The organism is Streptomyces sp. NPDC052023 (assembly GCF_044548465.1).
Taxonomy (GTDB): domain Bacteria; phylum Actinomycetota; class Actinomycetes; order Streptomycetales; family Streptomycetaceae; genus Streptomyces.
The window spans coordinates 284,641-307,151 of the sequence record NZ_JBIUBW010000005.1; the positions used below are offsets into that span (position 1 = coordinate 284,641).

General features: G+C 72.2%; 18 protein-coding genes. 9 read left to right on the forward strand and 9 right to left on the reverse strand.

The window, feature by feature from the left end; genetic code table 11:
* Positions 1-116: 116 nt before the first annotated feature.
* Entirely contained in the window at positions 117-1,160 is a 1,044-nt protein-coding gene (locus ACIHCM_RS13995) for an NUDIX domain-containing protein (RefSeq protein ID WP_399894137.1), read from the forward strand.
* A 304-nt stretch (positions 1,161-1,464) separates the two neighbouring features.
* Here the strand turns inward: ACIHCM_RS13995 and ACIHCM_RS14000 are convergent, their stop codons facing one another.
* A complete protein-coding gene (locus ACIHCM_RS14000) occupies positions 1,465-2,820 on the reverse strand; it encodes a dipeptidase (protein ID WP_399894140.1) in 1,356 nt (451 codons plus the stop codon).
* Between the two features lie 254 nt (positions 2,821-3,074).
* Here ACIHCM_RS14000 and ACIHCM_RS14005 point away from each other — a divergent pair, with 254 nt between their 5' ends.
* Positions 3,075-4,487, forward strand: coding sequence for a geranylgeranyl reductase family protein (locus ACIHCM_RS14005; RefSeq protein ID WP_399894143.1), 1,413 nt, complete (start codon positions 3,075-3,077; stop codon positions 4,485-4,487).
* 486 nt (positions 4,488-4,973) lie between these two features.
* Here the strand turns inward: ACIHCM_RS14005 and ACIHCM_RS14010 are convergent, their stop codons facing one another.
* Complete coding sequence (locus ACIHCM_RS14010) at positions 4,974-6,275, reverse strand: lanthionine synthetase LanC family protein (RefSeq protein WP_399894146.1); 1,302 nt, start codon at positions 6,273-6,275, stop codon at positions 4,974-4,976.
* Positions 6,276-6,490: 215 nt separating this feature from the next.
* On the opposite strand from ACIHCM_RS14010, the gene ACIHCM_RS14015 reads away from it, so the two are divergent.
* Both ACIHCM_RS14015 and ACIHCM_RS14020 read left to right on the forward strand, forming a co-directional pair.
* Positions 6,491-7,903 (forward strand): sensor histidine kinase, encoded by a 1,413-nt coding sequence (locus ACIHCM_RS14015; protein ID WP_399894150.1) that lies wholly within the window; start codon positions 6,491-6,493, stop codon positions 7,901-7,903.
* Complete coding sequence (locus ACIHCM_RS14020; RefSeq protein WP_399894153.1) at positions 7,900-8,565, forward strand: response regulator; 666 nt, start codon at positions 7,900-7,902, stop codon at positions 8,563-8,565. The genes ACIHCM_RS14015 and ACIHCM_RS14020 overlap by 4 nt, the downstream gene beginning before the upstream one ends.
* Here ACIHCM_RS14020 and ACIHCM_RS14025 read toward each other — a convergent pair.
* Together ACIHCM_RS14025 and ACIHCM_RS14030 are read right to left on the reverse strand one after the other, a co-directional pair.
* Positions 8,526-8,810 carry a DUF6332 family protein gene (locus tag ACIHCM_RS14025; RefSeq protein ID WP_399894156.1) on the reverse strand — a complete coding sequence of 95 codons (285 nt, stop codon included), beginning with the start codon at positions 8,808-8,810 and terminating at the stop codon, positions 8,526-8,528. The two genes, ACIHCM_RS14020 and ACIHCM_RS14025, sit on opposite strands and share 40 nt — an antisense overlap.
* Positions 8,811-8,902: 92 nt before the next feature.
* A complete protein-coding gene (locus tag ACIHCM_RS14030) occupies positions 8,903-10,399 on the reverse strand; it encodes an MFS transporter (protein WP_399894159.1) in 1,497 nt (498 codons plus the stop codon).
* A gap of 85 nt (positions 10,400-10,484) precedes the next feature.
* Between ACIHCM_RS14030 and ACIHCM_RS14035 the strand changes: the two genes are divergently transcribed.
* Positions 10,485-10,880 (forward strand): MarR family winged helix-turn-helix transcriptional regulator, encoded by a 396-nt coding sequence (locus tag ACIHCM_RS14035; RefSeq protein ID WP_399894162.1) that lies wholly within the window; start codon positions 10,485-10,487, stop codon positions 10,878-10,880.
* A gap of 18 nt (positions 10,881-10,898) precedes the next feature.
* On the opposite strand, the gene ACIHCM_RS14040 is transcribed toward ACIHCM_RS14035, so the two are convergent.
* Positions 10,899-11,639, reverse strand: coding sequence for a maleylpyruvate isomerase family mycothiol-dependent enzyme (locus ACIHCM_RS14040; protein ID WP_399894165.1), 741 nt, complete (start codon positions 11,637-11,639; stop codon positions 10,899-10,901).
* Positions 11,640-11,813: 174 nt separating this feature from the next.
* The gene (locus ACIHCM_RS14045; protein WP_399894631.1) at positions 11,814-12,983 is read right to left on the reverse strand and encodes an MFS transporter; all 1,170 of its coding nucleotides are present in this window, start codon (positions 12,981-12,983) and stop codon (positions 11,814-11,816) included.
* A 541-nt stretch (positions 12,984-13,524) separates the two neighbouring features.
* Between ACIHCM_RS14045 and ACIHCM_RS14050 the strand changes: the two genes are divergently transcribed.
* Entirely contained in the window at positions 13,525-14,970 is a 1,446-nt protein-coding gene (locus ACIHCM_RS14050; RefSeq protein ID WP_399894168.1) for a glyceraldehyde-3-phosphate dehydrogenase, read from the forward strand.
* Between the two features lie 397 nt (positions 14,971-15,367).
* Positions 15,368-16,657 carry a phosphodiester glycosidase family protein gene (locus ACIHCM_RS14055; protein WP_399894170.1) on the forward strand — a complete coding sequence of 430 codons (1,290 nt, stop codon included), beginning with the start codon at positions 15,368-15,370 and terminating at the stop codon, positions 16,655-16,657.
* 47 nt (positions 16,658-16,704) lie between these two features.
* On the opposite strand, the gene ACIHCM_RS14060 is transcribed toward ACIHCM_RS14055, so the two are convergent.
* The gene (locus ACIHCM_RS14060) at positions 16,705-18,537 is read right to left on the reverse strand and encodes a glycoside hydrolase family 15 protein (protein WP_399894172.1); all 1,833 of its coding nucleotides are present in this window, start codon (positions 18,535-18,537) and stop codon (positions 16,705-16,707) included.
* Positions 18,538-18,666: 129 nt separating this feature from the next.
* Positions 18,667-19,446, reverse strand: a complete 780-nt coding sequence (locus ACIHCM_RS14065) for a DeoR/GlpR family DNA-binding transcription regulator (protein WP_399894175.1) — start codon at positions 19,444-19,446, stop codon at positions 18,667-18,669.
* Between the two features lie 126 nt (positions 19,447-19,572).
* Between ACIHCM_RS14065 and ACIHCM_RS14070 the strand changes: the two genes are divergently transcribed.
* Together ACIHCM_RS14070 and ACIHCM_RS14075 are read left to right on the forward strand one after the other, a co-directional pair.
* Positions 19,573-20,448, forward strand: a complete 876-nt coding sequence (locus ACIHCM_RS14070) for an SIS domain-containing protein (protein WP_399894178.1) — start codon at positions 19,573-19,575, stop codon at positions 20,446-20,448.
* Positions 20,449-20,522: 74 nt separating this feature from the next.
* A complete protein-coding gene (locus tag ACIHCM_RS14075) occupies positions 20,523-21,383 on the forward strand; it encodes a ketose-bisphosphate aldolase (RefSeq protein WP_399894181.1) in 861 nt (286 codons plus the stop codon).
* On the opposite strand, the gene ACIHCM_RS14080 is transcribed toward ACIHCM_RS14075, so the two are convergent.
* Positions 21,373-22,506 carry a methyltransferase gene (locus ACIHCM_RS14080; RefSeq protein WP_399894635.1) on the reverse strand — a complete coding sequence of 378 codons (1,134 nt, stop codon included), beginning with the start codon at positions 22,504-22,506 and terminating at the stop codon, positions 21,373-21,375. The genes ACIHCM_RS14075 and ACIHCM_RS14080 overlap by 11 nt on opposite strands.
* Positions 22,507-22,511: the final 5 nt, after the last annotated feature.

Genomic DNA, 22,511 nt, shown 5'->3' on the forward strand with positions numbered 1-22,511 from the left:
GCCGGCGACCCGGACAAGGGTGCCGGCGCTTCCGCTTGTGCACCCTCAACTGGGGCTGGTTTCCGTGGCAGGGTGGAGCGGGCAAGGCACAGGGGGCCAACAGAAGAGGGGGAACCGTGATCGTCTGGGTCAACGGCGCGTTCGGTGCGGGGAAGACCACCACCGCACGGGAACTGATCGACCTGATCCCGAACAGCACGCTCTTCGACCCCGAGGTCCTCGGCGGCACACTCACGCATCTGCTGCCGGCCAAACGCCTCGCCGAGGTCGGTGACTTCCAGGATCTGCCGATCTGGAGACGTCTCGTCATCGACACGGCAGCCGCGCTGCTCGCCGAACTCGGCGGCACGCTCGTCGTGCCCATGACCCTGCTGCGTCAGGAGTACCGTGACGAGATCTTCGGTGGCCTCGCCGCCCGCCGGATCACTGTCCGGCATGTCCTCCTCACCCCGGCCGAAACGATCCTGCGCGAGCGGATAGCCGCCCGTGAGATACCGCAGGACATACCCGACGGCGAGATACGGGCGCGGCAGTGGGCGTACGACCACATCGAGCCGTACAAGACCGCCCTCGCGTCCTGGCTCACCGCCGACGCCCACCCCGTCGACAACGGCGCCCTCACCCCGTACGAGACCGCGAACCGGATCGCCGAGGCCGTCAACTCGGGTGCCGTCCCCGTCTGTGACATCGTGCAGACCCCCGAACCCACCGCCGAGACCCTCGCCGCCGGCGTCCTCCTCTTCGACGAGCAGGACCGCGTGCTGCTCGTCGACCCGACCTACAAGGCCGGCTGGGAGTTCCCCGGCGGCGTCGTCGAGCCCGGCGAGGCACCCGCCCGCGCCGGCATCCGCGAGGTCGCCGAGGAGACCGGGCTCCACCTGGACGACGTACCGCGCCTGCTCGTCGTCGACTGGGAGCCGCCCGCGCCTCCCGGGTACGGCGGTCTGCGCCTCCTCTTCGACGGCGGAAGCCTCGACTCCGCGGCGGCACGGGAGTTGCTGCTGCCCGGCCCCGAACTGCGCGGCTGGCGTTTCGTCACCGAGGAGGAGGCCGCCGGCCTGCTCCCGCCGGTCCGTTACGAGCGCCTGCGATGGGCCCTGCGGGCCCGGGAACGCGGTGCGGCGCTGTACCTGGAGGCGGGCGTCCCGGTCGGGGGGTGAGGGGTGGGCACCTGTCGTCCGGTGGTCGGTGTCCTCCGGGGAGGCCCGTGTCTTCCGGGGGTGTACCCGTGCCCTCTGCGGGTGGGACCGTGCGTCTTGCGCGGTGGGTCTGTGTGTCCTCTGCGGGTGGGACCGTGCGTCTTGCGCGGTGGGTCTGTGTGTCCTCTGCGGGTGGGCCCAGGTGCTTTCTGTGGGCGGGCCCGTGGCCGGACGCGGGGCTTGATCACCCGGTGTGTCCGGCAACGGGCCGAAGGCGCCGCCCGGCGCCTCACCGACGACGGGCCGGCCGGCGCCGACCGGCCGGTCAGTTCGCCGCGTAGTTGCGCAGGAACTCCGCCTCCGCCACCGACAGCCGTTCCAGTTCCTCCGGCGAGACGCTCTCGTTCACCGCGTGGATCTGGGCCTCCGGCTCGCTCAGGCCGATGAGCAGGATCTCCGCGCGCGGGTAGAGAGCGGCGAGGGTGTTGCACAGCGGAATCGAGCCGCCCTGGCCGGCGTACTGCATCTCCTGTCCCGGGTACGCCACCGCCATCGCGTCGGCCATCGCCTGGTACGCCGGGCTGGACGTGTCCGCGCGGAACGCCTGCCCCTGGCCGATCTGCTCCGTGCTCACCCGCGCGCCCCACGGCGTGTGCGCCTCCACATGCGCCTGGAGCAGCTTCGTCGCCTCGGCCGCGTCCACACCCGGCGGCACCCGCAGGCTGATCAGCGCGCGGGCGCTCGCCTGCACGGACGGAGTGGCGCCGACGACCGGCGGGCAGTCGATGCCGAGCACGGTCACGGCCGGACGCGCCCAGATCCGGTCGGCGACCGTACCGGAGCCGATCAGCCCGACGCCCTCCAGCACCTTGGCGTCCCGGCGGAACTGCCCCTCCTCGTACTGCAGACCCTCCCACCGCGCCTCGGAGGTCAGCCCGTCGACCGTCGTCGATCCGTCCTGCGCACGCAGCGAGTCCAGCACGCGGATCAGCGCCGCCAGCGCGTCGGGCGCGGCCCCGCCGAACTGCCCGGAGTGCAGGTTGCCTTCCAGCGCGTCGACCCGCACCCGCACCAGGGTCATCCCGCGCAGGGTCGAGGTCACCGTCGGCAGTCCGACGCGGAAGTTGCCCGCGTCGCCGATGACGATCGTGTCGGCCGCGAGCAGCTCCGGGTGCTCCTCGGCGTACCGCTCCAGGCCGCCCGTGCCCATCTCCTCCGAGCCCTCGGCTATCACCTTGACGTGCACGGGCACGCCACCGTTGGCCTTGAGGGCGCGCAGCGCCAGCAGGTGCATGATCACGCCGCCCTTGCAGTCGGCGGCACCGCGGCCGTACCAGCGGCCGTCCCGCTCGGTCAGCTCGAAGGGAGGGGTCGTCCAGCCGGCCTCGTCCAGCGGCGGCTGCACGTCGTAGTGGGCGTACAGCAGCACGGTCTTCGCGCCCGCGGGGCCGGGCAGGTAGCCGTACACCGACTGCGTGCCGTCAGGGGTGTCGAGCAGTGCCACATCCTCGAAGCCCTCGGCGCGCAGCGCGTCCGCGATCCAGCGCGCCGCACCCTCGCTCTCACTGCGCGGGAACTGGTCGAAGTCCGCCACCGATTTGAAGGCCACCAGCTCGGCGAGCTCCTCCTTCGCCCTGGGCATCAGAGAGGCGACGGTCTCGGCGACCGGATTCGACATCATGGGCACGCTCCTCGTAGGTGCGACGTTGTACTTCTGTGTACGGGTTCCGTACGGGTCGGTCTGTACCGGACCTGTACGGTCCGCGCGGTCGGTGGTGGTTGCCGCGGGTGCTGCACCCGGCCGCGTGAGTGTAGGCGCGCCCTGGTGTGCGGGGCGCATACGGTGCCGATCCTCCCACAGCGACCTGCGGCGATCACGGCCGTAGGATGCGGGGGACAGATCGGCAGGCGGCGGATCGGGAGCAGTAGACCATCGTGAGCAGCGAGAACTCTTCGGCGGACGACGGGCAGCAGGTGTGGGACGTCGTCGTGGTGGGTGCGGGACCCGCGGGAGCCTCGGCGGCCTATGCGGCGGCGGTCGCGGGACGGCGTGTGCTGCTGCTGGAGAAGGCCGAACTGCCCCGTTACAAGACGTGCGGCGGCGGGATCATCGGCCCCTCGCGCGACGCGCTGCCACCCGGGTTCGAACTGCCGCTGCGGGATCGCGTCCACGCGGTGACCTTCTCCAGCAACGGCCGCTTCAGCCGTACGCGGCGCTCCAGGCAGATGCTCTTCGGGCTGATCAACCGGCCCGAGTTCGACCAGCAGCTCGTCGAGCACGCCCAGAAGGCGGGCGCCGAGCTGCGTACGGGTGTCACGGTCTCGCGGGTCGAGCAGCACGGGTCGGCGGTGCCGGACCGGCGCTCGGTCGCCGTCGTGCTCCAGGGCGGTGAGACGCTGCTGGCGCGGGCGGTGGTCGGTGCCGACGGCAGTGCCAGCAGGATAGGTGCCCACGTCGGGGTCAAGCTCGGTCAGGTGGATCTCGGCCTGGAGCTGGAGATCCCGGTGCCGGACACGGTCGCGGAGGACTGGAAGGGGCGCGTCCTCATCGACTGGGGGCCGATCCCGGGCAGTTACGGATGGGTGTTCCCCAAGGGCGACACCCTCACGGTCGGCGTGATCTCCGCGCGCGGTGAAGGTGCCGCCACCAAGCGGTACTTGGAGGACTTCGTCGCGCGGCTGGGGCTCGCAGGCTTCGAGCCCAGCATCTCCTCCGGGCACCTGACCCGCTGCCGCGCCGACGACTCGCCGCTGTCGCGCGGGCGCGTGCTGGTGTGCGGTGACGCGGCCGGGCTGCTGGAGCCGTGGACGCGCGAGGGCATCTCGTTCGCGCTGCGGTCGGGGCGGCTGGCGGGGGAGTGGGCGGTACGGATCGCAGAGGCGCACGACGCGGTGGACACGCGCCGGCAGGCCCTCAACTACGCGTTCGCCATCAAGGCAGGGCTGGGCGTCGAGATGGCGGTCGGCAAGCGGATGCTGACCGCCTTCGAGCGACGGCCCGGGCTCTTCCACGCCGCACTCACCGGGTTCCGGCCGGCATGGAAGGCATTCCGGGACATCACGCGGGGCGCCACGTCCCTGGGCGAGCTCGTTCGCACGCATCCCATGGCCCAGCGGGCCCTGACCATGCTGGACCGGTGGGCCGTGGGGAACGCGACCCCGGAGAACGGGGCGGCGGAGAGCGGCCGGGGGGACAACGGCACGGCGGCGAACGGCACGGCGGTGAGTGGCGCCGGGGAGCGTGACGCGGGGGAGCGTGGCGCGGCGGACCGTGGTGCTGGGGAGCGTGGTGCGGGAGAGCGTGGCTCGGGCGAGGAGAACGGCGCGACCGGGAGCGGTACGGCCTGAGGCCGGCGCGTCAGCTCAGGGTCCGTCGCGCCGGCGAGGCCGGGGGAAGGGCCGATGGGGCTGATGGGGCTGATAGGGAACCGACGAGGCCGTCGAGGTCAGTTACTCAGGCTCGTGGGGCTTGCCGGCTCCGTGTAGCTGATCTCGAAGATGGGGTGGTCGGGGGCGATACGGCGCAGCTCCTCGTCGGAGGAGTCGGGGACCTCTTCTTCCGGCAAGCCGCCGGCCAGCTCGCTCAGACCGTCGGCCTTGTCTTCCCGCAGCGGGGCAGGGCCGAGCAGCGCCGCCGAGGCAACGGCTCCGGAGGCAAGGACGGAGGGTCCGCCGGCAAGGGCGGCAGGCCCGGGCAGTAATGCCGGAGCGGCGCGTGCAGTGACGTGCCCTCGTGTCCTCGTGCCCCGCGCCCCCGTGTCCTCCTGCCCCGCGCCCCCGTGTCCTCCTGCCCCCGGCGCCCTCGCGTCCAGGCGCCCGGCCCGGCCGGCCCGGTCAGGTCGTCCGGCTTCGCAGGTCGCTCGCGGCGTGGAGGGACACGCTTGCCGAGACGGGGGCATGGTCAGGCCAGGCGAAGACGTACCGGGGGTCGCCCCCACGACTCAGCCGTACGAAGCGCAGGAGTTCGCGCACGATGCCTGCGCTGCCCATCGCCCAGCCGGTGCGCGGTTCGAGGTCGCTCGGTGTGGCCCGGTGCTCGGAGTTGGACCAGCGGGCTCCGCCGGCGTCCCGGATCGCACGGCCGGCCAGGTCCGCGACGAGGACGTGGGCGAAGTCGTGCGGGTCCTGCTGTTCGGCGATCCGGTCGCAGGCCAGGGCGAGGACACCCGCGGTTCCGCAGCAGCGGCCGTTGTTGTCCCAGAACCCGGGGCGTAGCCGATCGGGCAGGCCGGAGTGGGTGACCGTGTGCCAGCAGCGGTCGGCGAGGGCCGGCCAGGCGGGGTCGGCCGTGACGTCCCGCAGCAGCCGGAAGACCTGGGCGTCGCCGGCCGGGCCATGGCACCAGCCGTAGCTGATCGGTTCGATCCGGTCGGGGAGGTACTGCGGGGTGGAGTGCCGTACCAGGAAGCCCTTCGGCCCCGCTTCGTCACGTGCCACCACGTCCGCGGCGCCGGCCAGCGCCGACTCGACCAGGTCCGCACGGCCGGTGGCCCGGCCGACCTGGGCGAGGCCCAGGACGATGCCGAGGGTGCCGTGCGAGATGTGGTGCAGGCGTGAGTCGGTGCCTGTCCGGTGGGCCCAGTGGACGCCTGCCGGGGTCTGTTCCGCCATCCGCAGATACGGTTCCAAGGCGAGGACGGCCAGATCGGTGTCACCGGCCACAAGCGCCCCGAGGCCGATCCCCGCGTTGCCGCCCATCAGCTCGAACAACTCGCCCCAGCGCGTTCCGTCGAAGCGTGACCGTACGAGTTCCAGCGCACGGTCGGCGGCGGCGCCGGCGGCGGTGTCGCCGAGTTCTTCGTGAAGGGCCCGCAGTACGAGGGCTGTCCCGGTGCGGCCGAAGTAGAGGGAGTCGTCGTCGAGGCCGTCGATCGATTCCGCCAGGCCGGGGACCGTGCGCAAGGCGGTGTCGGCGTAGGAGTCGTCGCCGAAGTGCCGCCACGCCTCCAGGAGGACGGGGACGATCCCGGCCGTGCCGCTGTAGAGCGTCGGGTCGGTTGCGTGATCCGAGGGCTTGTCCGGCCAGGCGAGGCTGCCCCCGGCCGTCTCCCGCGCGTCAGCGGTGAGCCGGCGCAGCCCGTCCGCCGCGAGTGCCTCGACCTCGTCGACCGCCACGGTGGCTTCCGCTGTGTTCATCGGCCCAGACTCGCATGATCTTTTGGGCCTGCCCAGAGGGTGGTGGTTCTCCGGCCGGGTGCCGGGTGCCGGGTGCCGGGTGCCGGGTTCAGGGTTCTCTCGTCGCATGCCCGCAGCTGATGGGCCTGCGCCGGAGCGCGTACTTCGGTGGGAGTAGACGTGATCACGCCGCACGGCCGACGCCGTCCGCCGGGGGCGCGGTCTAGCGTGGCGGCATGGAGGAGCAGTGGGGACCGCGCGGCAGGTGGCGAGGCCATGGGCCGCCCCGGTGGGGCCGCCGGGCCCATGAGCTGATCCACCGGGACGACGAGCAGCGCCGCCGGGATGCCGAGCGGGGCTGCCAGGACGACGGGCAGCCCCACCGGGACGCCGAGCGGTGCCGCCGGGACGACGAGCAAAGTGGTGGGGACGACGGGCAGAGCCGCCGGGACGACGGGCCGCCGGGACGCTGGGACGACGAGCGGCTGGGACGCTGGGGTGTCGTGCCGGGCGGGCGGTGGCCGTGGCGTTCCACCGCGCTGCTCACCGTGTTCGTGCTGGTGGGCTCCCAGTTCGCGGCCCAGGCCCAGCAGGGCGAGCGGGCGATGCTCGACCCCTTCGCGCGGATACTGCTGGTGGCGGCGGCGGGGGTGCTGCTGTGGCGGCAGCGGTTCCCGGCGGCCGTGGTGTTCGCGAACGCGGTTGCCGTCGCGGTGTATCTGGGCGCCGGTTACGCCTACGGGCCCGTGCTGCTCACCGTCGCAGTCGCCTGCTTCGGCGCGATCGTCGCGGGGCACCGCAGGGCCGCCTGGGCGGCGCTGGGGATGCTGTGGGCGGCGCATGTGCTGGTCGCGCACTGGCTGTACCGGTGGCTGCCGCCCTCCGGCGACGCTGCCGCCGGCTGGACGCAGGAGATCGTGATCGCCACCTGGGTGGTGGCGATCGTGGCCCTGTCGGAGCTGGTACGGACCCGGCGTGAGCAGTGGGCGCGGGAACGGGCCGAGCGGGCGCAGGCGGCGCGGCGCCGGGCCGACGAGGAACGGCTGCGGATCGCCCGCGAGCTGCACGACGTGCTCGCGCACAGCATCTCCGTGATCAACGTCCAGGCGGGAGTCGGCCTCGCCCTCCTCGACACCGACCCGGAACAGGCGCGGACGGCGCTCACCACCATCAAGGACGCCAGCAAGGAGGCGCTCGGCGAGGTCCGCCAGGTGCTCGACACCCTGCGCACACCGGGGGACGCGCCGCGCGCCCCCGCACCGGGCCTGGACCGCCTGCCCGAGCTGGTCGAGCAGGCGGCGGGTGCCGGACTGACGGTGACGGTCGACGGCGAGGCGCCCCGCCTGCCGCCCGGGGCGGACCTCGCCGCGTTCCGGATCGTCCAGGAGGCACTCACCAACGTGGTACGGCATTCGGGTTCGCGGCACGCGCGTGTGCACCTCGCTCACGCGGGCGGCGCGTTGCGGCTGCGTATCGACGACGACGGGCCGGCGACCGACGCGGACGCGGGCGGCAGCGGCAACGGCCTGGCCGGGATGCGGGAACGGGCCGCCGCGCTCGGTGGCACGATCGAGGCGGGACCGCGGTCCGACGGCGGCTTCCGGGTGCTCGCCACTCTGCCGCTCACGAGAAAGGACGACGAACGGTGATCCGCGTACTGCTCGCCGACGACCAGTCACTGGTCCGGGCCGGTTTCAAGGCGCTGCTGGACGCACAGCCGGACATCGAGGTGGCCGGTGAGGCCTCCGACGGCGGCGAGGCGCTGCGCGCGGTGCGCGAACTGCGGCCCGACGTCGTCCTGATGGACATCCGCATGCCGGTCCTCGACGGCCTCGCCGCGACCCGCCGCATCACCGAGGACGCCGGCCTGACGGACGTGAAGGTGGTCATGCTGACCACCTTCGAGCTGGACGAGTACGTCTTCGAGGCGCTCCGCTCCGGTGCCTCCGGCTTCCTGGTCAAGGACACCGAGCCGGCGGAACTCCTGCGCGCGGTACGGGCGGTGGTCGCCGGCGACGCGCTGCTCTCACCGGGCGTGACGCGGCGGCTGATCGCGGAGTTCGCGGCCCGCTCCAAGGAGCCCGCGGCCGCCGGCGCCCTCGCCGGGCTGACCGAGCGGGAACGGGAGGTGATGGCCCTGGTCGGCATCGGGCTGTCCAACGAGGAGATCGCCCGCCGTCTGGTCGTCAGCCCGCTCACGGCGAAGACGCACGTCAGCCGCACGATGGTGAAGCTGGGCGCGCGGGACCGCGCCCAACTGGTCGTGCTGGCCTACGAGTCCGGATTGGTACGGCCCGGCTGGCTCGGCTGAGCCGCGTGCCGGAGACGGAGAAGCACGGCGGTCACCCGTACGACGAACAGCACCGGAGCGAGAACCTGTCCCGCCCGGATCAGTGACGTCTCCAGCAGGCCGGGCAGATCGAAGAGCCACGCCGGCCCGGCGACCGCCCCGAAGACCACTGCCGCCGCGAAGGCCGCGCTGCACAGCGCGTAGCCGATCTCGACGGTGATCGCATCACGTTCGGCCTGTGTGCGCCGTCCCCCGTAGCTCTTCATGACCGCATCAAACATGCGTGCGCCCGGCGGAGCAAGCAGGCTCCGCCGGGCGCACTCCGGACATGCCCCGTGGTGGACCGGTACCGGCCGGGTCAGTCGCGGACCGGTACGCGCTCCGCCTCCGCCACCTTCTCCACGGATCCGGTGCCGGAACGGGCGACCACCACCGTCTGCCGCGCACGCTTCGGGGAACGCAGCCCCGACAGGGCGGTCAGGAGGCCGGCGACGGCGATGCCCGTGACAACGATCAGGCCGGGCCGGTAGCTGTCGAGGACGGCCTGCGGGGTGGCGTCCGCCGGGGCGCCCGCGGTCACCACCGCCGTCACCACGGCGAGGAAGATCGCGCCGCCGACCTGGACGGAGGTGTTGAGCAGTCCGGAGACCATGCCCTGTTCGTGGTCGTCGACGCCGTTGGTGGCCTGGATGTTGAGCGACGGGAAGACCAGCGCGCAGGCCGCGCCGATCAGCAGCATGCTGGGCAGGATGGCGGCCGCGTAGACCGGGTCGAGGTCGACACCGAGGAACAGCGCGTAGCCGACGACCATCAGCGCGAAGCCCGTCGCGAGCAGACGCTGGGTGCCGAACCGGTCCACGATCGAGCCCACGCTCGTCGACGACAGGGCCACCAGCGCGCCGGCCGGCAGGAAGGCGAGCGCGGTCTGCAGCGCGGACCAGCCGAGCAGGGACTGCATGTACAGCGTGACCAGGAACTGGAAACCGACGTAGGAGCCGAAGAAGGCCATGGCGCCCAGCTGGGCGCGGATCTGGGTGCCCGAACGCAGGACGCCGAGCCGGATCAGCGGTCCGGGGGAGCGCCTCTCGACCACGACGAACACCGTGAGCAGGACGGCGGTCGCGAGGAACGACAGGAGGGTGCGTGCGGAGGTCCAGCCGGCCTCGGGTGCCTGGACGACGGTGAAGACCAGCAGCAGCATCGAGGCGGTGCCGAGCACGGCGCCCGGGATGTCGTAGCCGTTGTGGTCGCGTTCGCGGGGGCTGCGCGGCAGCAGCTTCAGGCCCGCGAGCAGGGCTATGAGGGCGATGGGCGCGGGCAGCAGCATGGTCAGGCGCCAACTGGCCTCGGTGAGCAGGCCGGACAGCACCAGACCCATCGAGAAGCCGGTGGCGGCGCAGGTGGTGTAGATGGACAGGGCGCGGTTGCGCAGTGGGCCCTCGGGGAACGTCGTCGTGATGATCGACAGGCCGGCTGGGGCCGTGAACGCCGCGCTGAGGCCCTTGATGAAGCGGCTGGCGATCAGCAGCGGGCCGGAGTCGACGAGGCCGCCGAGCAGCGAGGCGAGAGCGAAGACACCCAGGGCGATCAGGAAGACCTGGCGCCTGCCGAGCAGGTCGGCGGTGCGTCCGCCGAGCAGCAACAGGCCGCCGTAGCCCAGGATGTAACCGCTGACGACCCACTGCAGGGCCGAGGTGGACAGGCCGAGGTCGGCGCCGATGGACGGCAGGGCGACGCCGACCATCGAGACGTCCAAGGCGTCCAGGAACATGGCGGCGCACAGCACCAGGAGGGTGCCCCACAGCCGCGGTGTCCAGCGTCCCCCGGACGCCGAGGTGGTGAGCGGAGAGGTCATGGCGGCGACACTACATGCGCATGCATTCAATGCAAATGCATTTAATGTCGATGCAATAAATTCATTTCTCTGCTACGGTGCCGTCATGGCGGCGAAGAAGGCCGAGCAGGCGCTTGTCGAGCAGTGGCGGGACATCCTGGACCTGCACGCGCGCACCCAGTGCGAGATAGACCGCGCCCTTCACCAACACGGCCTGTGCGCCAGCGACTTCGAGGTGCTCGACGTGCTCGCCTCCGGCTCCGCGACGGACACCGGCACCTGCGCCCTGCGCGTCCAGGAGATCTCCGAGCGGGTCCACCTCAGCCAGAGCGCGCTGTCCCGGCTGATCGCGCGGCTGGAGAAGGACGGGCTCCTGGAGCGCGCGATGTGCCCCGAGGACCGGCGCGGCGTCCGTGTCGCGCTCACGGCGAAGGGGCGCGAGACGCACAGTGAGGTGCTGCCGGTGCAACGGGCGGTGCTGACCCGGATGCTGACGGACTGACGGCGTCCCGGCCGGGCATCAGCTCCAGACGATCCCCGACTTCTCGCGCCACAGGCCGGCGAGCGCGCTGTCCCCGCCGACCTCGGGGAACGGCCGCCGGTTCCACAGCGACAGATAGAGCTGTACGGCCGGTCCGGCGATCTCGCAGTCGGCGGCACCGGCGTCGTCCCGCTCCGTCACGGGCGGTTCCGCGGACAGCCGTACGGTCCACACCGCGTCGTCCCGGTCCGTGGCCCGCACCCGCAGCACCCGGGGCGCCTCGGTGCGCACGGCGCTCCGGCGGCGGGCGTGGAAGCCGCGCAGCAGCTCGTCGATGCCGTCCACCGCGAACCCGGGGGCGATCTGCGCGCCCGTACCGCCGCGTGCCGCCTCCGCGTCGACGCGGTGCACGGTCGTCTCGTGCGCCTGCCGCCGCGCCCAGCAGGCCAGCGGGGACGGAGCGGGCAGCACCTGCCAGCACTGCACGTCGGCCGGGGCGGCGGTGAGCGCCCCGACGAGCCGGCGGTGCCCCGCGCGGAACCAGGTCAGCAGGTCCTCGCCGTCCAGGTCCGGCAGTTCGCCGCCGGGCCGGTACGAGGTCCGCGCCTCGGCGACGAAGGCGGTCGCCCAGCGGTGCACCATGCCCGTGTGCCGCAGCAGGTCCCTGACCTGCCACTCCGGGCAGGTCGGCACCTTGGCGCCGGTCCCGGCCTCGGCGGCGGCGGTGGCGAGCAGACGGCCCTCGCGGTCGAGGGTGTCGATGAAGTCGGCGGTCTCCATGCGGGCGAGTCTGCCGCATGGAGCGCGGTCGCGGGGGCGCGTTTCCAGGCGCTTCTCTAGTTGTCGTCAGGCGGCTGCCGGTCGTCCGACCGTCGTGGCGCCTCCGGCGCCGTGCGGGCGTTCGGCCCGCACGGTGCGCGGCGCGGCACGCCCGGCTCGGGCGGCCGGCGGCCTTCACCCCCCGGCCACCTTGCGGGTGGCGATGCCGATCACCGCGGCGATTCCCGCCAGTACCGCCACGCTCGTCAGGGCGGCAGGCAGGGAGAACCAGTCGGCCATGAACCCGATGGCGGGCGGCCCGAGCAGCATGCCGCCGTATCCGAGCGTGGAGGCGGTGGCGACGCCGCCGGGACCGGCGAGCGCGCCCGCGCGTTCGACGGCCACGGGGAAGAGGTTGGCGAGACCGAGGCCGGCGACCGCGAAGCCGAGGAGGGCCGCCCACAGGGAGTTCGCCAGCGCGCCGACCAGCATCCCGGCCGCCGCGGTCATGCCGCCGGCGACCACGGTGCGGGTACGGCCGAGGCGTTCGAGCAGCGCGGTCCCGGTCAGCCGGCCCACCGTCATGGCGAGGGCGAAACAGGAGTAGCCCACCGCCGCCACCCCGGCCGAGGCGTCCAGGTCCTGCTCCAGGTGCAGGGCGCCCCAGTCGGCCAGGGCGCCTTCCCCGTAGGCCGTGCACAGTGCGGTCAGGCCGAAGACCAGCACGAGGCCCCGGGTGCGCCGGTCCATGCGGCGTGGGTCCTTCGTGCCGCGCGGGGTCCGCTCCGGCGGGGCGGGCGGTGTGATGCGCAGCAGAGCCGGTCCCGCCAGGGCGGTCACCAGCAGGCCGACGCAGGTGAGTCCGAGCAGGTGGCGGGTGGGCGAGAGGGTCCCCGCGACCAGCGCGCCGAGGCCGGCGCCGACCATGCCGCCCAGACTGAAGGCGGCGTGGAAACTGGGCATCACCGGGCGCCGCAGCGCGGTGACGAGGTCGACGGCGGCGCTGTTGAAGGCGACGTTGATGCCGCCGTAGGCCGCCCCGAAGAAGAGAAGGACGGCGCCGAGGGTCGTCGTGGAGTGGGTGAGCGGTGGCAGAGCGACGCTGAGGGAGAGCAGGACCGAGCAGACCACGGTCACCGGGTGACTGCCGAAGCGCCGGCACAGCCGTCCCGTCAGCGTCATCGTGACCACTGCCCCGGCGGAGACGCAGAGCAGCGCCAGCCCGAGCGTGCTCGCGGAGGCGTCCGTCTGTTCCTTGATCGCGGGGATGCGGACGACCCAGCCCGCGAAGATGAAGCCGTCGAGAGCGAAGAAGGTGGTCAGGGCGACGCGGAGCCGGGTGAGGTCGTTGCCCTTGCCCGGCACGGCGCTGTGCGAACGGGTTTTGTTTATCAGCGGCACAAAATGAGGTTAGGTCGAGTGTGGGGGACGGGGCAAGGCCGGAGAGCTGTGAGGGCGCCGGCCGCGTCCCGAGGGTGCGCAAACGCCTCCGGCCGTGAGCGCGCCGACCGGGCCAGGGGTTCGTTCCCACAGCGCCGACGCGCCCCCGGGGCGGGTACGGTCGCCACGGTGACGTCCTGAAGGGCTGGCAGCGGGGGGTGGAGGGGGCGTTCCGGCCGCCCCAGCTCTGGCGGGAGTTCCCCGGTGCGGCGCTCCGCTCGGCGGCCCCTGGCCCAGGTGGCGGCGAGGGCTACCTGTACGGCCGCCCGTCGCACCCCTCGGCCAGGGTGCGCCAGGCGTCGTCCTGCCGGGCCTGCTCCTGGCCCTGTCTTGACCCGGCTCGCCGCGGGTTCTCCAGCCGGTCCCTGTCCCGGGGCCCTGGAAAACCTGACGTAACCACCCGGCGAATGATCGAAACGGCGGTGTGGTTAGCATATGAGCGCCACCTAGCTCGAAAGATAGGCCCGTGACGATCAACGACGACTCGTTCACCAACTGGAAGAACCGCGAGGAGATCGCGGAGTCGATGATTCCGATCATCGGGAAGCTGCACCGCGAGCGGGACGTCACCGTCCTGCTGCACAGCCGCTCCTTGGTGAACAAGTCGGTCATCAGCATCCTCAAAGCCCACCGGTTCGCCCGCCAGATCGCCGGTGCGGAGCTCTCGGTCACCGAGACGATGCCCTTCCTCCAGGCGCTGACCGCCCTCGACCTCGGCCCCTCCCAGATCGACATCGGCATGCTCGCGGCCACGTACGTGGCCGACGACCGCGGCCTGAGCGTCGAGGAGTTCACCGCCCAGGCCGTCGCCGGCGCCACCGGCGCCGACAGGATCGAGCGCCGCGAGCCACGCGACGTCGTCCTCTACGGCTTCGGCCGCATCGGCCGTCTGGTCGCCCGCCTGCTGATCGAGAAGGCCGGCTCCGGAAACGGGCTGCGGCTGCGCGCCATCGTCGTCCGGGGCGGCGGCGATCAGGACATCGTCAAGCGGGCCTCGCTGCTGCGGCGCGACTCCATCCACGGCCAGTTCCAGGGCACGATCACCGTCGACGAGGCGAGCAGCACCATCTTCGCCAACGGCAACGAGATCAAGGTGATCTACTCCGACGACCCGACGTCGGTGGACTACACGGCGTACGGCATCAAGGACGCCATCCTCATCGACAACACCGGCAAGTGGCGGGACCGCGAGGGCCTGTCCAAGCATCTGCGGCCGGGCATCGACAAGGTCGTGCTGACCGCTCCCGGCAAGGGCGACGTCCCCAACATCGTGCACGGCGTCAACCACGACATGCTCAAGCCGGACGAGAACATCCTGTCCTGCGCGTCCTGCACCACCAACGCCATCGTCCCGCCGCTGAAGGCCATGGACGACGAGTACGGCGTGCTGCGCGGCCACGTGGAGACCGTCCACTCGTTCACCAACGACCAGAACCTGCTGGACAACTACCACAAGGCCGACCGGCGTGGCCGTTCCGCGCCGCTGAACATGGTCATCACCGAGACCGGCGCCGCCTCCGCCGTCGCCAAGGCGCTGCCCGACCTCAAGGCGAGGATCACCGGCAGCTCGATCCGTGTCCCGGTGCCGGACGTGTCGATCGCGATCCTCAACCTGCAGCTCGCCCGCGAGACCACCCGCGAGGAGGTGCTCGACCATCTCCGCGAGGTGTCGCTGACCTCGCCGCTGAAGCGCCAGATCGACTTCACCAGCGCCCCCGACGCGGTCTCCAGCGACTTCATCGGCTCGCGCCATGCCTCGATCGTCGACGCCGGCGCCACCAAGGTCGAGGGCGACAACGCGATCCTCTACCTCTGGTACGACAACGAGTTCGGCTACTCCTGCCAGGTCGTCCGGGTCGTCCAGCACGTCTCCGGCGTCGAGTACCCGACCTACCCGGCACCGGTCGCCTGACCGGTCGTACGCCGCCGCGACGCCCGGATCACGTTCACCCGTGGTCCGGGCGTCGGTCGTTTCTCACGGGGTAGCGAGCTCACGGGCAGCGAGCGACGGGCCGTCGCCGGCGAAGGGGCGCACACGGCTTGGCCGATCAGGTACTGGACGAGCCCCCGCACATCCCTACTCTGTCCCTCATGAAGACCACAGAGCGCCTGGCGGCCGGGACTTGACGGCGCGTCGGCCGAGGCCGGTCCGGGGCGAGCCCCTTCACCGCCAGTCAACGTGCCGTACCTCATGGCCGTCACCTCCCGGCCAACCGACCGCCCCGTGGGGGCGGTTGTTAACCCAGTCGGTGGTAGCGGGTCAACTGGCGAAGCGGTGGCTGTTGCCTGTGGCTCGGACCCTCGCGAACATGACAACGACCAGAGCCGGACTGTCACGTGTCGCGGCGGCCACCGTCGCCGCCCTGGCCATCCTGGCCGCTCCCTCCGCTCAGGCCGCCCCGCCCGCTCAGGCCGCGGCCACCGCTCAGGCCGCCGGCGCCGCCCGGAGCCTGCCGCTCGGTGACGCCGACCTGGTGGAGACGCGCAGCAGCCAGACCCTGGCGAGCGGCGTCACCCTCACCCGGATCGTCCGGGGCACCGAGCCCGCCCCGCCCGACCAGATCAACACCACGACCCGGGGCCCCTGGGTGGTCAACGTCCTGACCATCGACCCCCGCAAGGCGCGCGGCCACCTGGAGGCCACGTACGGCCCCGACCTCGCCCGCACCGAGAAGACCACCGACCTCGTCCGCTCCTCCGGGGCGCTCGTGGGCGTCAACGCCTCCTTCTTCACCTTCACCGCCAACCCCCAGTACCCGGGAGACCCGGTCGGCCTCGGCCTGTACGGCGGCAAGCTGCTCAGCGAGCCGTCCAGCGACCCCGCCGAGGTCAACTTCCTCGTGGACTCCCGCACCGACCGGGTCGTCATGGGCAAGCTCAGCTGGTCCGGCAGCGTGCACAACCGGCAGACCGGCGCGAGCCTTCCGCTGGAGTTCATCAACCACCCGCCGGTGGTCCCCGCGGGGTGCACCTCCCTCCCGGACCAGACCCAGTGCACCCAGCCCGGTGACCTCGTCCGCTTCACGCCCGAGTTCGCCGCGGCCACGCCGTCCGGCGCCGGCGCCGAGGTCGTCCTCGACCGGCGCGGCTGTGTGGTCCGCACCGCCACGACCCGGGGGACGCAGCTGACCACCGGTCAGACCTCCCTGCAGGCGACCGGCCGTGAGACGGCCTCGCTGCTGCAACTGGCGGCGGAGGGGTGCCTGTGGACCAGGTCCCGACTCGTCGACGAGAAGGGCGAGCGGGTCGCGCTGCACAGTGGGCTGACCGGCGTCAACGGCCGTTACCGGCTCACGGCCGGCGGCCGGATCGTCGTCCCGGGCGGCACGGGCAGCTTCTTCGACCGCAACCCCCGCACCATCGGCGGTACGGCGAAGGACGGCCGGATCGTCTTCGCGACCATCGACGGCCGGATGACCAGCAGCGTCGGCACCACCATGGACGAGACCGCCGCTGTCGCCCACGCGCTGGGGCTGCACGACGCGGTCAACCTCGATGGTGGCGGCTCCACCGCCATGTCCGTCCGGGGCGAGTTGGTGAACCGGCCGAGCGGCACCACCGAGCGGCTCGTCGGCGACGCCCTGATCCTGCGCGGCTGACCCCGCTGCCCGCCCGGCCGGCCGGCCGGACCGAGAGGTCCGGCCGGTCAGCCGAGGGCCTTGTCCAAGTTGAACGCCGCGCTGATCAGCGCGAGATGGGTGAACGCCTGCGGGAAGTTGCCCTGCTGCTGGCCGGTGTGGCTGATCTCCTCGGCGTACAGGCCGAGATGGTTGGCGTAGGTGAGCATCTTCTCGAACGCCAGCCGCGCCTCCTCCACCCGGCCGGCGCGCACCAAGGCCTCGACGTACCAGAACGAACAGATCGAGAACGTGCCCTCGTCTCCGCGCAGCCCGTCCGGGCTGGCCTGCGGGTCGTAGCGGTAGACCAGCGAGTCGGACACCAGGTCCCCGGTGAGCGCGTCCAGCGTGGACAGCCACTTGGGGTCGGTGGGCGCGATGAACTTCGACAGCGGCATCATCAGCATCGCCGCGTCGAGCACCTCGTCGTCCTCGTGCTGGACGAACGCCTGACGCCGCTCCGACCAGCCCTGGGTCATGATCCGCCGGTAGATCGTGTCGCGGACGCCCCGCCAGCGCACGATGTCGGCGGGCAGACCTCGCCGGTTGGCCATCCGGATGGCCCGCTCGATCGCCACCCAGCACATCAGCCGCGAGTACAGGAAGCTCTTGCGGCCGCCGCGGGTCTCCCAGATGCCCTCGTCCGGCTGATGCCAGTTCTCGCAGACCCAGTCGACCAGGTCGCACACATGGTCCCACTGGGTGCTGGAGATCGGCTGCGCCCACTTGTCGTACAGATAGATGGAGTCGATGAGCGCACCGTAGATGTCCAGCTGGAGTTGCTCGGCGGCGGCGTTCCCGACGCGTACCGGAGCCGCGCCCTCGTGCCCCTCCAGATGGTCGAGTTCACGTTCGGGCAGGTCGGTGCGGCCGTCGATGCCGTACATGATCTGCAACGGGCCCGAAGGCTTGCCGTCGCCCGGGGTGATGTGCCGGGTCACGAACTTCATGAACGCGTCGGCCTCGCCGGTGAAGCCCAGCCGCAGCAGGGCGTACACACAGAAGGCGGCGTCGCGCACCCAGACGTAGCGGTAGTCCCAGTTGCGCTCGCCGCCCAGCTGCTCGGGCAGGCTGGTGGTCGGCGCGGCGACGATCGCGCCGGTGGGCGCGTAGGTGAGCAGCTTCAGGGTGAGCGCCGAGCGGTGCACCATCTCCCGCCAGCGGCCCCGGTACTTGGAGGCGGACAGCCAGCGCCGCCAGTACGCCACCGTCGCCGAGAACTGCTCCTCCGCCTCCTGACTCGGGCAGCAGCGCGGGGCCACGTCGTCGCCGACCTGGTCCAGCGCCAACACCGCCGACTCGCCCTCGGCGAGCTTGAAGTCGGCACGGGCGTCGAGACCGGCGGCGTCCATGGGGACCGTGGAGGTGAGGCCGAGCGAGAGGTCGGGGGACTCGAACACTGCCACGTCGCCGACCATGCGCAGGGTGTGCGGATGGGTGCCGTAGTGGAATCGCGGGGCCACCCGCGCGCGGAACGGGATCGAACCGCGCACGCACAGCACCCGCCGGATCAGCCGGTGCCGCTCCGCCTCGAGGCACTCGCTGCTGATCGGCATGAAGTCCTGCACCTCGCCGACGCCGTCCTCGGTGAAGAATCGGGTGATCAGGACGTTGGTGTCGGGGAAGTAGAACTGCTTGGTCCGCCCGGGCACGGACGCGGCCAGCTCGAAGCAGCCGCCCCGCTCGGCGTCCAGGATCGACGCGAAGACGCTCGGCGCGTCGAATGCGGAACAGCAGTACCAGTCGATCGTGCCGTTGGTGCCCACCAGGGCGACACTGCGCAGATCGCCGATCAGCCCGTGCTCGGCGATCGGCAGGTACCGGGAGCGCCCGGATGCCCCGTCACCAGGTATTCCGTACATCGCTGCCTCCCAGAACGGCCGTACAGCGCGGTTCCAGCTTAGGCGCGATCGAACAGACCGGCGGTACGAACCGGACACCGAGCCGGATCGGAGGCCGTGGAGGCGCCGCCTGCACGGCAAGGGTGCCGGTCAGACCGCGACCACCGTCACGCCCGCCTCCTCGAAGCGCCGTACCGTCTCCTCGTCCACCGCCGTGTCCGTGACCAGCGTGTCCACGAGCTCGGTGCCGCAGATCCGGGCGAAGGCGCGCCGGCCCAGCTTGCTGGAGTCGGCCGCGACGATCACTCGCTCGGCGCGCTCGCACAGCAGCCGGTTGATCGCCGCCTCCGCCTCGTCGTGTGCGGCCGCCCCGTCCGCGACATGCAGGCCGACGACCCCGAGCACCGCCACGTCCAGCGTGATCTGGCCCAGCACACCGTCCGCGAGCGGCCCGATGAGCTCGTACGACTGGGCCCGCGCCACCCCGCCCGTGACCACGATCTTGAACTGTGGTCGTACCGCCAGCTCGTTGGCGATGTTCAGCGCGTTGGTGACGACGGTCAGCGCCGGCGAGCCGGAGGCGAGGTCGCCGCGCACGGCCAGGGCCCGCGCCACCTCGGTCGTGGTCGTGCCGCCGGTCAGCCCGACCGCCTCACCGGGGGCGATGAGATCGGCGACCGCCTGGGCGATGCGCTGCTTCTCGGAGGCACGACGGGCCGTCTTGTAGCGCAGGGGCAGCTCGTACGACACCCCGTGGACGACTGCGCCGCCCCGGGTGCGGACGAGCATCTGCTGCTCGGCGAGCCGGTCGAAGTCGCGGCGGATCGTCGCGGGCGACACCTCCAGTTCGGTGGCGGCCTCCTCGACGTCCAGTCGGCCGCGCTCGACGAGCAGCTCCAGCAGCGCCTTCCAGCGGGCGTCCCGCGACATCCGCACCTCCCTGCACGTTCCCGGTACCCGTGACCCTAGCGCAGCCCCCGTTCCGCGAAATGCTTGATTCTGCTCGAAAAAGCGCTGTACCTTGCAGTAATAATCATACGCTGGGAGGGGTACGGCATGACGCATGTCGAGGACGAGCTGCGCAGCCAGCCGGAGTGCTGGACCCGGGCCGCCGCGCTCGCGCCGGAGCGGCGCGCGGCACTGCCGGCGCCGGGGGAGCGGGTCGCGATCGTCGGATGCGGCACCTCGTACTTCATGGCACAGTCGGCCGCGGCCCTGCGCGAAGCCGCCGGGCAGGGCGAGACGGACGCCTTCGCCGCCTCGGAGTTCCCCCACGGCCGCGGGTACGACCGGGTCCTCGCCCTGACCCGCTCCGGCACCACCACCGAGGTCCTCGACCTGCTCCGCAAGGTGAACGGACGCACCCGCACCTCCGCGATCACGGCCGACCCGCTCACCCCCGTCATGGACGCCGCCGAACACGTCGTCGTGCTCGACTTCGCCGACGAGCGGTCGGTCGTACAGACCCGTTTCGCCACCACCGCGCTCACCCTGCTGCGCGCCCACCTGGGCCTGCACACCGACGGCGCCGTCGCGGACGCCCGCACCGCACTCGACGCCGTGCTGCCCGAAGCCCTGGTGGAATGCGGTCAGTTCACCTTCCTCGGCACCGGCTGGACGGTGGGCCTCGCCCATGAGGCGGCCCTGAAGATGCGCGAGGCCGCCCAGGCGTGGACCGAGTCCTACCCCGCGATGGAGTACCGGCACGGTCCCCTCAGCATCACCACCGAGGGCACGGCGACGTGGATGCTCGGGCCCGCGCCCCACGGACTCGCCGACCAGGTGCGGGCCACCGGCGGGCAGTGGGTGGCGGGTGGCCTCGACCCGCTCGCCGAGCTGATCCGCGCCCAGCGCCTCGCCGTGGCCGTGGCGGCGGCCCGCGGCCTCGACCCCGACCGGCCCCGCAACCTCACCCGCTCGGTGATCCTCTGAGACGCCTGCGCACGGAGGGGCCGTCCGGCCCCGTCCTCGCCTGATCCTCCGAGCAGCACCAGCAAGGAGAAGCCGTGCCCCTCGTGACCACCGGCGAGCTCGTCACGCGCGCCGCCGAGGCCCGTTCCGCCGTAGCCGCCTTCAACATCATCACGCTGGAACACATCGAGGCCGTCATCGCCGGCGCGGAGAGCGCCGAGAGCGGTGTCGTGCTGCAGGTCAGCGAGAACGCCGTCAAGTTCCGCTACGGCCGGCTGCTGCCGCTCGCCCGCGCCGCCGTCACCGCCGCCGAACGGGCCGCCGTTCCCGTCGCGTTGCACCTCGACCACATCCAGAGCGACAGCCTGCTGCGCCAGGCCCCGGACGCCGGCTTCAGCTCCGTCATGTACGACGCCGCGCGCCTGGCCTACGCCGACAACCTCGCCGCGACCCGCGCCGCCGCCGACTGGGCGCACGCCCAGGGGCTGTGGATCGAGGCCGAGCTGGGCCAGGTCGGCGGCAAGGACGGACAGCCGCCGCTGGACGCCCACGCGCCCGGCGCCCGTACCGAGCCCGCCCAGGCCCGCGCGTTCGTCACCGACACGGGGGTGGACGCGCTGGCTGTCGCCATCGGCAGCAGCCATGCCATGACCACCCGCACCGCCACCCTCGACCACACCCTGCTCAAACGCCTCTCCGGCACCCTCGACGTCCCCCTCGTCCTGCACGGCTCCTCCGGAATCCCGGACGGCGAACTGACGGCGGCGGTCGCCGGCGGCATCACCAAGGTCAATGTCGGCACCGCCCTCAATGTCGCCATGACCGGCGCGATCAGGGAGTTCCTCGCCGCCCATCCGGAGGCCGTCGACTCCCGCAAGTACCTCAGCGTCGGCCGCGAGGCGATGGCGCGGACGGTCACGGCGCTGCTGCGGACACTCGGCCGGCCTACCGCTTGACGGCCTTCAGCACCACGAACTTCGGGTCGCTCGCCATGAGATGGCTGTTCCCGAACAGCCGCCGCAGCTTGACGTGATATCCGAGATGCCGGTTGCCGATCACCCACAGCTCGCCGCCCGGCCGCAGGGCCCGCCGCGCACCCGTGAACATCCGCCAGGCGGTCGCGTCGGTCGTCGCCTGGTGCGAATGGAACGGCGGATTGTTCAGCACCAGGTCGACACTGCCCGACGGCACCCCGGCCAGCCCGTCGCCGACGCGGAACTCGGCGTGCCCGGGCACCCCGTTCGCCTTGTACGTCGCCTCCGCCGAGGCGACGGCCTGGAACGACTCGTCGACGAACAGGACCTCGGCGGCCGGGTCGGCCAGCGCCACCGCCGTACCGACGACACCGTTGCCGCACCCCAGGTCGACCACGCGGCGCAGCCCACGCGTCCGGGGCAGATGGGCGAGGAAGAACCGCGTGCCGATGTCGAGCCGGTCCGCGCAGAAGACGCCCGCGTGGTTCACGACCGTGTGCCCGGACACCGGGCCGACGCCGCCGGGCAGGGCGTAGCTGTGCGGCCACGGGTTCGCGGGCCGCCGCAGCGACGGATCCGGCGTGCACAGGATCAGCCGGGCCTTCTTCTGCGCGAGTGAGGTACGGGTCGGGCCGAGGATCCGCTCGAACAGATGCAGCGTCGAGGTGTGGATCTCCTTCACCATGCCGGTGCCGACGACGACCGTGCCCTCGTGCACGGCGGGCGCCAGCCGCAGCAGCTGGTCCTCCAGGAGCGCCAGGCTCTTCGGGACACGCACCAGGAGCACGTCGATCCGCCCGGGCGGCGCGTCCCGCGTCGTGAGCAGCGACACCGTGCCGGGCTCCACGCCGCTTCGGGCGAGGTTGGCGCGGGTCGCCTCCTGGGCGAGGTAGGAGTCGGTGATCTGCACCGGCGCGTGCCGCGCGAGCGCCGTGACCAGCGCCCCCCATCGGTCGCCGAGCACCACGACCGTGCCGGACAGCGGGACGTCCTGCTCCACGAGGTGCCTGAGCAGATACTCGTCGGAGGCGTCCCACGCGCGCAGGCGGTCACGCGGGTCCTCGGGGAAGCGGGTCGGCGCGAACTCGCCCCAGGGCGTCGTCATACGGT

Coding starts and splice junctions, on each gene's coding strand:
- ACIHCM_RS14010 (WP_399894146.1), bottom strand. CDS start 6,275: ATGAACACAGCGGAAGCCACCGTGGCGGTCGACGAGGTCGAGGCACTC.
- ACIHCM_RS14080 (WP_399894635.1), bottom strand. CDS start 22,506: ATGACGACGCCCTGGGGCGAGTTCGCGCCGACCCGCTTCCCCGAGGAC.
- ACIHCM_RS14000 (WP_399894140.1), bottom strand. CDS start 2,820: ATGATGTCGAATCCGGTCGCCGAGACCGTCGCCTCTCTGATGCCCAGG.
- ACIHCM_RS14070 (WP_399894178.1), top strand. CDS start 19,573: ATGACGCATGTCGAGGACGAGCTGCGCAGCCAGCCGGAGTGCTGGACC.
- ACIHCM_RS14040 (WP_399894165.1), bottom strand. CDS start 11,639: ATGGAGACCGCCGACTTCATCGACACCCTCGACCGCGAGGGCCGTCTG.
- ACIHCM_RS14015 (WP_399894150.1), top strand. CDS start 6,491: ATGGAGGAGCAGTGGGGACCGCGCGGCAGGTGGCGAGGCCATGGGCCG.
- ACIHCM_RS14060 (WP_399894172.1), bottom strand. CDS start 18,537: ATGTACGGAATACCTGGTGACGGGGCATCCGGGCGCTCCCGGTACCTG.
- ACIHCM_RS14035 (WP_399894162.1), top strand. CDS start 10,485: ATGGCGGCGAAGAAGGCCGAGCAGGCGCTTGTCGAGCAGTGGCGGGAC.
- ACIHCM_RS14065 (WP_399894175.1), bottom strand. CDS start 19,446: ATGTCGCGGGACGCCCGCTGGAAGGCGCTGCTGGAGCTGCTCGTCGAG.
- ACIHCM_RS14030 (WP_399894159.1), bottom strand. CDS start 10,399: ATGACCTCTCCGCTCACCACCTCGGCGTCCGGGGGACGCTGGACACCG.
- ACIHCM_RS14055 (WP_399894170.1), top strand. CDS start 15,368: ATGACAACGACCAGAGCCGGACTGTCACGTGTCGCGGCGGCCACCGTC.
- ACIHCM_RS14025 (WP_399894156.1), bottom strand. CDS start 8,810: ATGAAGAGCTACGGGGGACGGCGCACACAGGCCGAACGTGATGCGATC.